Genomic DNA, 12,693 nt, shown 5'->3' on the forward strand with positions numbered 1-12,693 from the left:
ACTATCTACAAGAAACCAAAAAAGCATGACTTTTTAGGTCATGCTTTTTAGAATTTATTCAAATCAAATCAATTACCTCTACCTGATCCGGCCTTTCTGCTAGAAGTGCTGCTTCGAGTAGAACTACTACTTTTTGTAGTGGAACTTGATCTGCTGCTCGGAGCTGGAGACACTTTTTGTCTTGAGGACGTACTTGAGGGTCGAGCCACTGACTTACGACTTGAAGTACTGCTCCTGCTGGACTCCACCTTTTTGGAAGAGCTCCTCGAAGATCTCACGGCCGGTTTCGATGTCTTTGGAGCACTTTCGCGCTGATTCACTCGTGGCTGAGTTCGAGTGGCAGGCTGGGCAGATCTCGAAGGAGCGGTTCTTGTCGAAGTCCTATTCTGCTCGCTGTAAGGTTTAGTCTCGAATCGAGGGCTACTAGCATCACTTCTTGAAGGCTTGGAAAGACTTCGAGTCGATCTGCTTTGATTTTCCAAGACAGGCTTAGAGCTTCTCGGTTGAGCAAGGTCTCTGCTTCTAGGTGAAACCTCCCTAGACGATCTCACATCTGAATTCGAATTTCGAGAGGATCTTGCAGTAGAACTTTGGGAAATACGCCCTTTGTTCATCTCCGTTCCATTTTGTGCCACCAATCTTCTTCCTCTTTGCCCAGTTTCTTGCGTTTTATATACAGGGACGTTTCGTCGAGTTACCTGCTGGATTTCTCTTCTTGAGGGGCCAGCTACATAGTGATTATTGTTGTAAACCACAGTGTTATTGATAATGGTGGTTTGATTATAAATCCGTATGCGCTGTCTTCTAGGAGCAAAATACCTGAAGGCATATGGCTCATAGATTCGCTGACGTGGCAGGAAGACAAAGTATGCGTGAGGTATTCCAAAAGAGACGTTGATGGATAGGCCAGGACGTAAAGGAGCCCAACCGTAAAATCCTCCGCCTGTTCTCCAGCTCACCCATGCAGGCCCCCATTCGTATCCCGGTACCCATGCCCAGCTTCTGTAGAAATTGTCATAATACCATCTTCCGTAGTGGAAAGGCGCCCATCCCCAATCGTAATAAGACACCCAAGTGTTTCCGAATTCGGTCATGGCCCAATGCCCATCAGTTGCGTAAGGATGAAAATCTACTCCTACGGCTGGTAGCCACACGGGACCGTGGATAGGGTCTTGAACCCAGTCCCCGTATGGAAGCAATTCATTGTAAAAAACCTGAAAATTGATTCCATTGAAGGTTTCGGCTTTTGTCTGCTGCATTGTTAACATACCTAGGGCTAATCCAAGTGAAAGGAGGTAAGCCATCCAATTTTTTGATTTGAGCTTTTTCATGATAGTTTGGTTTAGAGGTGAATACTTGGAAGGTGGTTTGTCCCTTTACATACTAGATGCATTTTCTTTGATAAAGGATGCATGCATACATTATCTAAAATCAAGCCATTTTCGCATCTTATATAAAATAAATCTCTGTTAGGGTAAAAAAAACGAGTAAAAATTAAATAAGGTTATCTATCATATCTCATCTTTATTAAAAATAGTAATTCAATTAACTTCTAATAAGTAAAAAAATAGATTAACTAGAATTAAGAAAAGTATAAAATTTCTAAAAGCTCCATTGATCTCCTTCATTTACTGAGATTCCTATTTAAAAAAAGAGCCCTTTCAAAAAAAAAATCGGAAATTAGACTCAAACCCATAAGTCATGAAAAATCTTCTACCTCAATCAATCTTCGCTATTTCCATAAGTTTTTTGATTGGGATTTTAGCTTTTACCCACAAAAATGTCACCGGATTGAAAGATCTTTTTGAAGATGATTTTCATGTGGGAGCTGCGCTAAATTACCAAGAAGTGGATGGGCGAGAGGCTAGGGCACTACCTGTTTTGAAAAAGCATTTTTCTAGTATCAGTCCTGAGAATGGGCTCAAGTGGATCAAGGTTCATCCGGAGCCGGATCGATATGATTTTGAGTTTGGCGATCTCTATATTGAATTAGGACAAAGTTTAGATGCCTTCGTTGTGGGTCATACGCTCGCTTGGCATCAGCAGGTACCGAATTGGGTTTTTGAAAGAGAAGATGGCAGTGCAAAAACTAAGGTGGAACTTCTCAAAACTTTGGAAAGTCATATCGAAACCGTGGTGGGTAGATATCGCGGCAAAATCCACGGTTGGGATGTGGTCAATGAAGCAATTGAAGATAATGGGGAATTTCGAAAGTCAAAGTGGTTTGAAATCGCAGGTGTGGACTTTATCAAAACTGCTTTTCGAAAAGCAAATGAAATGGATCCCGATGCAGAATTATACTACAATGATTACAGCGTCTTTCTTCCTAAAAAGCGAGCTGCAATTTTGGCTTTAGCCAAGGAAATGCGAGCGGAAGGGATTCGAATCGATGGGATCGGGATGCAAGGACATTATATGCTGCGCAGCCCGAGTATTGCGGAAATCGAAAAGGGAATCGAGGAAATCCATGCGGCGGGTTTTAAAGTGATGATCACCGAGCTGGATGTGGATGTTCTGAAACGGCCAAGGGAGGCCATAGGAGCTGATTTGGCAAAAAGCTATGAGTTTCAAGCAGAATTCAATCCATTTGCTGCGGGACTACCGGAAGAAATCCACAAGGAGCTGATTCAGCGGTATGGTGATATTTTCAAATTGTATCTCACCCACAGCGACAAAATCAGCCGGGTGACTTTCTGGGGGATTAATGATGGGGAGAGTTGGCTCAACAATTGGCCAGTCCGGGGCCGGACCAATTATCCTTTGCTTTTTGATCGGGAGTTTCTACCAAAAAGTGAGGCCTTTGAAGCCTTCGAAAAGATGGTGAAAAGATAAAAGCCAAGGTATCTAAGCTCAATTTCTTCTTTTCATAACCAAGCTATCAGCAGGATAAGTTGCTGCAAGCATAGCCATCTGGTCTTTGGCCCAGTCGATTATGAGCTCTCTTTGTTCAGCACTTAAGTTAGCTTCGGGATGAAGGCCAAAATTTGTGTAATCATCCAACGGCATTTCGCCATTTTCTACCATTTCGATAGTTTCTTCGAGTTTATGATTCTGTACAGCTAGTGGGAGTTTTGTAAACTCTGAAAAGTTTAAATGCCGCTTTCCATCTACTATATGATCATTGAGCCAATAGCCGATCGGTTCAATATTGCTGTACCAAGGGTACACTGTATTATTGGTGTGACAGTCATTACAGGCATTCTTGAAAATTGCTTGTACATTTTCAGGAACCTCATAGCTCGTAGAGATATCAAAGGTTTGGTCGTTGCTGGTATTTTTCTCGTAAGGAATAAACTGGATTAAAACGAGGACTACAATCAGTCCTATTGTAATTTTCTTTATCATGGCTGGGGAATTAGGGGTGAAAAACTATTTCAATCAATTCATATGAAATCTCATCAAATTTTGTCCAAGAATCCAGAACATTAGATAAATATTTTGTCAAAAGGTTTAATTTCCACCATGTTCAATTTGAAACTGTCATGCTTTTAGTATTTACTCAGGACGAAGTTCAGCGCTTGATTCAAAATTTTTCTAAAAAGAAAATCAAAGTTGATTTTCCGGGAGAGAATCAATTGACTCTAAGACATTCAGGGGTAAAACTACACTTGTTTCTGACTGAAGTCAGACCCAAAGGGGTCACATTTTTTTACAAAATGAACGCTGTGGTAAATTTCATCCTAGATAAATTTCTTGATTTGGACAAGCCTGGGATTTTATGGGATAAGGAGGCCGATACTATTGGGATTGATTTGAATCAGTTTCTAAAGGATGAAAAGATGAGTGATTTTTTCTTGAGACAACTCCTAATTGACGAAACCAAAATGATCCTAGATTTTGATTTGGCAGAGCCCAAAGAATGATTCAAATTATTCAAGCTATGCGATTGCTGGTAAGTTGATCCATTACCCAATTCGCTCGAGCACCTGATTCGCCGGTACTCGGACATTTTCCTTCCCCACGAAGCACTTCTACTATACTTTGGATCAAAGGCTGCTGAATATGCTTGGGGAGATCGAACCGAAATTCCTCCCACTTTCCATTCGTTTTTCTCAAGTCAAATTCTCCTTGTCCAAATGTTTCAAACCTGATTTCACCCGCTGACCCATAAATTTTTATTTCGTCTATGGATGAATTTTCCTCTGTCGTAAAGCACCAGTTTCCAGATCCGAGTATTCCGTTTTCGAAAGCGAAACTCCCCATCACAATATCCTCGGCGGGGTAAACCCCAGCTTGATTTGAGCAAAAGCCTGATGCAGCCGCAATTGGTCCAAAGAAAAAGTCCAATAAATCCAGTTGATGAGAGGCGAGATCGAAGAAATAGCCACCTCCTGCTATCTCTGGGAGGACTCGCCAGTTGGTCTCTGAGTTGGCTATCAGGTCATTCTTGAGGGATTGCTTTAGATTGATGTGTACAGTTCTAATTTCTCCTATCACACCATTGTCAAGTAGCTCCTTGATTTTCACAAAATGGGGAAGACGCCTTCTGTAATAGGCCACGAAAAGCGGGACGCCTGCTTTTTCACATGTAGCTATCATTTCCAGACATTCTGTATGATTTCTTGCCATTGGCTTCTCCACATATACTGGCTTACCCGCTTTGGCGGCGAGTTTTGTCATTTCTAAGTGCACATTAGGAGGTGTGGCTATGTAGATGGCATTCACTCCCGGATCATCAATAAGTTGCTGAGCATCTGAGTACCATTTCGAGACACCATGTCTGGCAGCGTAATCCTGGGCCTTTTTTTCATCTCTACGCATTACCGCTTCCATCCGACTATGCGGGATTAGATTCATCGCAGGAGCAGACTTCACTTCGCAGACATTGCCCACACCTATGATTCCCCATCTGATTTCAGTTAGCTTTTGGTAACCCATGGTATTAACTTTTGTCAAGATTTAATTTTTTGGAATCAACCAGGCGTTCTTTTCCAAATCTATTCCGCCACCCATGCGCTCCTGCACCATTCTATCCACAATAAAGACACCTATTTGAGCCATATTTTCAAAGGTGTCAATTCCCTCATTTGGAAATCCTCCCCGTGTTCGGTGAATATTAAAGCGATTTGAAAGGTCGCTTCCAAATGCTTCTTCCACTCCTTCTTTCCCAATCAAAAAACCAATCAGTCCACCCCAAGTGGCGGTAGGATTATCTGAATCCCAACCAGCCAAAGCACCGATTTGAATGGTCTTTCGGAGATCGCCCTCTCCATAAAATAAACTGACCAAACTCGCTCCAAAGTTGATGCCTCCAGCAAAGCAGCCATGGCAAACAGGGTCTTTTTCGTACCAATCGTACCCCGCTTCCTGATTGATCTGGTATTTAACATGTAGGCTGTCCCGGGTACTTTCCCAGGGTAGGTTTTGCTCGTAGCTTTCTTTGACAAAGTCGTACATATGTGCCACCGCTGATCCTTCGGGCAGTACGCTTCTGGCTTCTTCCGCCAAACATAAAATCTGGTCTTCTATTGCTTGGGTACTATCCACGGCAGCTGCAAGACTATACATAGTCACGTAAAACTGAGCAGCCCATTCAGCATTTTTCCTCGCAGTGGTACGGATCGGGAGTTCGGCTATCTCTCTGGCCAGACTTGGTTTTGCGGGAGCAAAGAACCCAAAAATCTCTGTGGTCAATTGTGCATCAATCATCTCGTAATCTGGATTGTTTGCCGGATCCCCTGTGGCAGGTGGAACCATTCCTTTAATCATCAGATCATGCGCAGTTTGATTAGATACCCAGAGGAAGTTCTCCTTTGAGACGCCATCTTTCCCAATAAAAGGGGTGTTGTCATCCGAGTAAATATGCTTCATCCAGCCATCTCGAATCTGCTCTGGACTCAATTGAGTAGTTTGGTTGGTATACATTAAGTACTGATAGATGTACTCAATATCTGTGTCATCATCTGCTCCCCAAATACTTGTTTTAGGCTCTAAAACGAAATCAATTTTCCTTCCCATGTCCATTCCGGGATCTTCCCAGATCGCTGGCTGATCTTTTCCTCCCCAGTTGGCGCGAGTATAAAATCCGGCCCCTTTTCCGTCTACTCCTTCACCGCCAATTTTGTCCATTTCAGTAATTAACCCAGTCCAATTAGCAATGCATTGACCAAGCCAAAAACCGTAGAGCTGGTTGGCATACTTTTCCCTCGATAGGACTAAATCTGTTGGGGCGGGAGTGTAGGGTAGGTATTCTAGATTGGGGTCTTTGACTACTTCAAGGGACTCTTCTTTCGAAGAGCAGGAAAATAGAATCAAGGCCACAAGGGCAAAACATGAATGTCTAAGCTTCATAATTTCTAGATGTTTCTGTCAGTGGTAATCCAGCCAGTCAGCGGCAGGTTGTGGGTCGGAAAGGTAAGTTCCTACTAATTCTCTTACGGGAATCAAGCCATTTTCACTATTGGTGAAATAGACCAAGCCGTTTTTATCTTTGATATTTGCTGTGAAATAACCTTTAAAGGTCCAGTTGTCACCCCATTGAAAGATCTGAGTGCCAGCCGGAGTTTTTTGAATCCCAACACCCAATCCCCAGAAGATTTGGGGATTTTTTTCTTTTTCTTTTACAGGTTTGACCGGCGTGAACATTTGATCCTGAAGTTCTTTTGGTATCCCTTCCCCATTTAGTAAAGCTATTAAAAACTTGGCGTAATCGCTCGCGGTAGTCTGTAAACTTGCCGCAGCATTAGCTTGGCCTTGAATTGTTTTTGGTCGTGCCTCTCCGTCTTTTTTGAATGATATGCTGAAATCGTCAGAGAGCTTTTCGGAGAAAATATAGCTGGTACGATCCATCCCGAATGGATCAAAAACGTGTTCTTGAGCTAGTTGCTCTAGGGATTTCTTTTTTAAGTTTTCGACTACCCGTTGGAGCCAGACATAGCCTTCGCCGGAATAGCTGTACTTTTCACCTGGCTCGTGGATGAATTTCAACTTGTTTTTTCTCCAGTTAGGCAGTCCGCTCGTATGACTCAGAATCATTTTTGCGGTGACTTTTGGATAGCTTTTTTGACCTTTCAGATCCACATACTCATAGTATTCCGACAAAGGTGTGTCCAAATCCAGGGTTCCTTCATCGACCAATTTCATCACTAAATAGGCAAAAACAGGCTTACTAAGGGATGCTGCAGAAAAGACCGTTTCGCCTCCTACAGTCTCGGTTTCTGATTTTTTGCCTGTGGCTAGCTCTATTTTCATAGCTCCGGCTTCAATGTAGGCCAGTGAAATTCCGGGGATTTGGTTTGTCTGGATAATGCTGTTGACTTCAGTAGCTTGCTTCAGGGTTTGAGCTGAAGCGGTGTAGGAAAGGAAAAGAAGTACGCTTATGGTGCATAAACTAAGGGGTTTAATCCGATCCATAGTAGTAAAGTTAGGTTAAATAAAAGCGGGAGCTAGTTTATCTCCACCACCCATTTTGCTTTCGGATAAAAACGATTTGTCCGATATGGTAGGCATTGTGTGAAGCGATGTTGGCCAGGGTTTCTCCCCAGCCCTCGATTTCTTTTGGAGTCATTTCAGCCGTTTTCTTTTCCATTGCTGTCATGATCGAATCGAGGTCTTGAATTTGGAGCTCTAGACCCACCTCATCGAAAGCGTCAAAGGTTTCATCATTGTTCCCATTGAAATTAGGAGGGGTGCCACCTTGCATGGATTCAAGGAGTCGACCATTCCAAAAGGTCAGATGCGAGAGTAACTGACCTATGGAGTGATTTTCCGAATCATCCTTCCAATTGGCTTGCTCGGCAGTCAGACCGTCCACTGCGACGGATAAAGAAGGATACCAATTTTCGGTATCGTGAGAGTATTTCAGTTGTTTTTCGAAAAATTCATTTTGACTCTGAGCTTGAAGCGCAGAAAGAGAAAAAAGAAAAATAAGCGAGAACAAGACAGGAGTTTTCATAGTAGATTGATAAATGAGCACTTTATTTTTTAACTATCTAATCGTCCCTCGCTTCCCTCTTGAAGAGCTATTATTGGGTTTGTACGATAGCTATGAACAGATTGAATCAAGATAAGGACAAAAGAAAGTAAGGCAAAAGCCAATACAGGAACAATCAGCATCCACCAACCTATTGAAATTCGGAAGGCGTAATTTTCCAACCAACTATCCCCTAGAAGATAAATTGTCGGGATACTCACTATTGCTGCGATAATTAAGGAAGGAAGGGTCCCTTTGCCTAGGATGTTAATGATGTCTTTGAGTTCGGCTCCGAGGGTTTTTCGAATTCCTATTTCTTTGACTTTGGCTGTAGCCAAAAAGTAAGTCAGCCCAAAGAATCCCAAAGCGGCAAGGAAAATGGCAAGTCCCGAGAAAATCCTAAAAACCTTAAAGAAGTTCTCGTCTTGCTGGTATTGCTTGCTGTAGAATTCATCGAGATAGAAATAATTAAATGGATTGCCTGGAAAAGATTGCTTCCACTGCTCACCAACCTCAGCGAGCAGACTTGCCTCTGCTGTGGTGTTGTATTTCAAATAAATGAAGGAGTCTGGCTGATCGCGCAATTCAAAAATGATAGGCTGATAGGCTTCTCGTAAAGAAAATTGATGAAAATTCTGGATCACTCCAATGATTTCAGGAGTTCTGTTCATCCGGTAATGAATCCGCTGCCCCACCGCTTGCTCTGGTGAGCCAAAACCTAAAAGCTTTGCTGCTTCTACATTCACTATGATAGACTGTCTATCTCCGCTCGCTGGGTCAAAAGCCCTTCCTGTCACCATTTCTAATCCAAATTCAGAAATGAAATTTGGGTCAACCTGAGTAAACGAATAGGTATTGGCCTCACTTTCTGGCGCGGATAATTGTCTCACATAACCTTCGGCTTGACCACGAATTTCTTTGCCGGGGATAAAGTTCGCGCTAGTGACCCCATTAACTCGAGAATTATTTTTGAGCTCGTTTTGGAAAGTAGTCAGACGCTGGTCCAGGTTGAACTCATCACTTTCTACGCTCGGCCCGGTGATCACCAAAGTCTTTTCCAGATCAAAACCGGATCCGCTCTCTTGCATATAGTTCAATTGGGAGGAAATCAGTAGGGTAAAACCTATGACGAAAATTGATATAGCAAATTGAAAAACAACCACAGGTCGCTGAATTTTAAGCTGTTTTTGCGATTGGATGGAAATACCTTTTAAGGAGCTTTTGGAGACCAAAAAAGCAGGATAAATTCCTGTCAAGAGAATAGCAATGACCAAAATCGCTAGGACAGAGATTCCGTTTATGCTGTGGGTTAATTCGCCTAAAAGATCGATTCCAGTAATATCCGTTAAAATCGGATTAATCAGAATGATGCCGAGAATTGCGATGGCAATTGCGATGAAATTGACGAGAAAGGCTTCCGTGAGAAGCTGGGAGAAAAGTTGAAATTTCCCTGCCCAAAAGATCTTTCGTAGTCCGATTTCTTTTTGTCGCTGAATGGCTCGTGCGGTTGCAAAATTCACGTAGTTGCAACTGGCGATCAAGAGAACCAAAATGGCCAATGCTGCTAGTAAAAGCAGTAAATCTTCATTTCCGTTTGATTTAAATTCGTTTAGAAGGCTTGATTTGAGATGAATATCCTCCAGTGGCATTGGATTAAATTTCAATCCTGATTCTGGAAAGACCTCGGTGCTGATGTCAGCAAGAGCGGTTTGAAGTTCATCCAATCCTCCTTCGGCGGGAAGCTTTACATAGGTGTAGAGTGAATTTCCCCAATTTGAAAACTCTTGGTCTGGATTGGCATAAATGCTGAGTGAGATCAAGGCGGTGAAGTCGAGGTGCGTGTTGGAAGGCAAATCTCGGATTACCCCAGCCACAGTGTAGTTTTTGAATTCTTCATATCCATTTGCCTGATAGCTGCCGTAGACTCCATTGATGACAATCGCCTTGCCAACAGGGTCGATATTTCCAAAAATTCGATAAGCAAGAGTTTCGGTTAAGATCACAGATTGAGGAGTGTTTTTCCAGGCTTCGACAGAGCCAGCGAGGAAGGAAAAATCAAAAAAATCGAAGAAGCTATTTTCCACTCCCGTTATTCCTTCTTGCACAAAAACTTCTTCACCGTACTGAATGCTAGTATTTTGACTTGCTCTATGCATCCGCAAGACGGCCTCGGCACCTGCAAAATCATTTTTAAGCTTTTCACCTACTTTGGAATAGGTGCTTGCGGAGGATACTAGGCTCCCACTTTCTAAAATTTTTTCCTCGGATATTCTATAAATTCTATCGAAGTCCGAATGAAATTGATCGTAGCTATTTTGCTGTGACCAGTAGCTGAAAATCAGCATGCATGAGGCTAATCCTACAGCCAAGCCTAGAATACTGATTAGTGAATAAAAGGGATGAAATTTGATTCCCCGAAGGGTAGTTTTGATATAATGCCTCAGCATATCTGGTGATGTCTGTTTCTGGTATTCAATCTAGAGGCCAAAGTCTTGCCAGAAAAAAGTGTGCTATCTGGGCCATATCGCCACTTTTGCAGGATTTAAAGATTTCTATTTCGGGCGAAATTGTCCGAAAATGGGAATTTAGATTTGTTGCAAAGGTGCCGCTTCAGATTATGTGTCTGTAATGACACCAAACAAGGGGAGCAACCCTACCGCTCGAATATCTAAAGAGCCGTTAATGATTGTTTTGATTGTATGCACATGTAGTAAGTGGATATCTTGCGAAGTAATTCCTAGTACAGCCTTGCATCAAACCCCGCGCTTAAAACAAATCCTTTTATTATTTCAGCAAAAGGAAGATTAAATACCCGATTTAAGAAAATGAGAAGCAAAGGGCAGGATTTTGATCTGCTTAATCCATTCATGTAAAATGAACACTCATTTTCAATCTTTTAGGAGCGAAATATGTTGTAAAGGTTGATATCTGGAATTTAATCTTGATCGAAAGGAATCGATCAATAAGTATAAACCCTATTTAGATGAGTAAATTACCCATACTATTACTTCTGACCTTTTTTGCATTGGCTACCCCTTCCATCAGTCAAACGCTAGTTGATAATAACAATCGACCCAATAAACTCAGAGTGTTTATTGATGGTTGCGATCGGAGAGATGGGGGTTGTGATATGGATTTTATCAGAACAGAAATAACTGCAGTTGACTTCTACTTGGATAATCAAACGGCTGATGTCTTTGTGTTAATTAACAATAACAGATCTGGTGGGGGTGGAAGACAATATCAACTTCTATTTATCGGTCAACAAAATATCCATGCAGGCAGAAGCGATACCCTCTATGTAAATACCAAACAGACGGATACTGATTTTGAAGTGCGTGAGAGACTTACCCGATTTATCAAATTAGGTTTGGCTCCGTATGTGGCGAAAACTCTGGCTGGAGAAAATATCGAAATCAATATGAAATCAGGGACTGGCATCATAGATGACGAAGTCACGGAAACCTATGATCCCTGGAATTATTGGGTTTTTAATTTAGGGGGAGATGCGAATATTGAAGTGGAGGAATTGAGCAGGGACATCAATCTTGGTGGAAACTTTAATATTAACCGTATCACGGATGTATGGAAAATCTCGCTAAACGGGAGAGTCGATGAAAGGCTGAGAAGAACGATTCAAAAAGTACCACGTGTGGATGATAATGGTAACCCAGTCCTTGGTGAAGACGGTAACCAGATCATCGATAATGTCGAGAATAGTTTTGATGTGTCAGAGTTTGGATTTAGTCACCAATTGGTGAAGTCTATTTCACCCCAATGGTCTTATGGATATGATATGGCAGGGCGTCAAAACACCCGTTTAAATTATCAATTTCAGACCAGCGTTAGACCTGCCATAGAGTATAATTTTTTCCCAGAATCAGTGCAGAATTCCAGATTTCTAAGAGCGAATTATGGAATTGAAGTGAGGAATAATAGATATGTCGAAGAGACGATTTCCGGTGTTCTTGACGAAACTAGGGTCCTCCATAGTTTGAGAGTCAGTCTGGGACTAAATCAACGTTGGGGTAATCTGGAAGTGGGGTATCGTATCAGAAATTATCTGGATGATTTTAGCTCTTGGTCCACAGGTTTGAATGTTAGTGCTGAAGTCCGTGTCACCGGTAACTTTTCTTTCTTCGTGAGGGCAGAAGGCAACTACGTCAAGGACCAGATTTACTTAGCAGCAGGAGATTTCACCGAACAGGATATTTTGAGCGGGAGGGTAACGTTACCTTCGGCCTATACCGTCGACTCCAGATTTGGGTTTAATTATCGTTTTGGTTCTAATCTCAATAACTTCGTGAACCGAAGATTTTTTGGAAGAGCCAATTTTGTGGGGAATGATTAATGAATCTTTTTAGGATTAAAGGACTAAACGAAATTGAAAGCTCTGTGAAATTATGATTGGATATATTCATTTTGAATCTGTTTGCAGAGCAGTGCTATTTCCAGCTCAATGTTTTTAAGATAGAAAAGAACTGATGAGTCCCCATTCCTTCTTTCTGGAATTGACTTTAATCTTTATTTATTTCGACTTTTTGATGACTTTGCGCTATCCCCTAGAATGGGATATTTTTTCAATTAGCTAAACTTGATTTCTTTTAGTTATCTATCCAACCGACTCCTAGCGTAGAGTTTTAGATTACGATAGCTTTTTAATTCACTTTCTTTTCCGCATCCAAAAAATCTAGGAAGTAAAACCAAAACCTCTGCGGATTATCTGGAAAATCAAAACTGGAAGAGGGTTGATTTCTATATTTTTTGATTTTCAAATTTGC

General features: G+C 41.8%; 10 protein-coding genes. 3 read left to right on the forward strand and 7 right to left on the reverse strand.

Annotated features, from left to right (window positions below; all coding sequences use genetic code 11):
• Positions 1 to 68: 68 nt before the first annotated feature.
• On the reverse strand, positions 69 to 1,331 hold the full coding sequence (locus ACFOSV_RS00530; RefSeq protein ID WP_377902289.1) for a DUF6600 domain-containing protein: 1,263 nt from the start codon (positions 1,329 to 1,331) through the stop codon (positions 69 to 71).
• Between the two features lie 370 nt (positions 1,332 to 1,701).
• Here ACFOSV_RS00530 and ACFOSV_RS00535 point away from each other — a divergent pair, with 370 nt between their 5' ends.
• Positions 1,702 to 2,832, forward strand: a complete 1,131-nt coding sequence (locus ACFOSV_RS00535) for an endo-1,4-beta-xylanase (RefSeq protein ID WP_377902291.1) — start codon at positions 1,702 to 1,704, stop codon at positions 2,830 to 2,832.
• An 18-nt stretch (positions 2,833 to 2,850) separates the two neighbouring features.
• On the opposite strand, the gene ACFOSV_RS00540 is transcribed toward ACFOSV_RS00535, so the two are convergent.
• Positions 2,851 to 3,345 carry a heme-binding domain-containing protein gene (locus ACFOSV_RS00540; protein WP_377902293.1) on the reverse strand — a complete coding sequence of 165 codons (495 nt, stop codon included), beginning with the start codon at positions 3,343 to 3,345 and terminating at the stop codon, positions 2,851 to 2,853.
• A gap of 137 nt (positions 3,346 to 3,482) precedes the next feature.
• On the opposite strand from ACFOSV_RS00540, the gene ACFOSV_RS00545 reads away from it, so the two are divergent.
• A complete protein-coding gene (locus ACFOSV_RS00545) occupies positions 3,483 to 3,863 on the forward strand; it encodes a hypothetical protein (protein ID WP_377902295.1) in 381 nt (126 codons plus the stop codon).
• A 10-nt stretch (positions 3,864 to 3,873) separates the two neighbouring features.
• Here ACFOSV_RS00545 and ACFOSV_RS00550 read toward each other — a convergent pair whose 3' ends face one another.
• From ACFOSV_RS00550 to ACFOSV_RS00570, 5 genes are read right to left on the reverse strand one after another with little or no spacing between them, the layout of a single operon-like run.
• Complete coding sequence (locus ACFOSV_RS00550) at positions 3,874 to 4,878, reverse strand: Gfo/Idh/MocA family protein (RefSeq protein WP_377902773.1); 1,005 nt, start codon at positions 4,876 to 4,878, stop codon at positions 3,874 to 3,876.
• Positions 4,879 to 4,899: 21 nt separating this feature from the next.
• On the reverse strand, positions 4,900 to 6,291 hold the full coding sequence (locus ACFOSV_RS00555) for an ADP-ribosylglycohydrolase family protein (protein ID WP_377902297.1): 1,392 nt from the start codon (positions 6,289 to 6,291) through the stop codon (positions 4,900 to 4,902).
• An 18-nt stretch (positions 6,292 to 6,309) separates the two neighbouring features.
• Positions 6,310 to 7,353, reverse strand: a complete 1,044-nt coding sequence (locus tag ACFOSV_RS00560; RefSeq protein WP_377902299.1) for a serine hydrolase domain-containing protein — start codon at positions 7,351 to 7,353, stop codon at positions 6,310 to 6,312.
• A gap of 37 nt (positions 7,354 to 7,390) precedes the next feature.
• Positions 7,391 to 7,894 (reverse strand): DinB family protein, encoded by a 504-nt coding sequence (locus ACFOSV_RS00565; protein ID WP_377902301.1) that lies wholly within the window; start codon positions 7,892 to 7,894, stop codon positions 7,391 to 7,393.
• Positions 7,895 to 7,923: 29 nt separating this feature from the next.
• Positions 7,924 to 10,359: an ABC transporter permease gene (locus ACFOSV_RS00570; RefSeq protein WP_377902303.1), complete on the reverse strand. Its 2,436-nt coding sequence runs from the start codon at positions 10,357 to 10,359 to the stop codon at positions 7,924 to 7,926.
• Positions 10,360 to 10,895: 536 nt separating this feature from the next.
• Between ACFOSV_RS00570 and ACFOSV_RS00575 the strand changes: the two genes are divergently transcribed.
• A complete protein-coding gene (locus tag ACFOSV_RS00575; protein WP_377902305.1) occupies positions 10,896 to 12,263 on the forward strand; it encodes a hypothetical protein in 1,368 nt (455 codons plus the stop codon).
• Positions 12,264 to 12,693 lie beyond the last annotated feature (430 nt).

Source organism: Algoriphagus namhaensis (genome assembly GCF_042649705.1).
Taxonomy (GTDB): Bacteria; Bacteroidota; Bacteroidia; order Cytophagales; family Cyclobacteriaceae; genus Algoriphagus; species Algoriphagus namhaensis.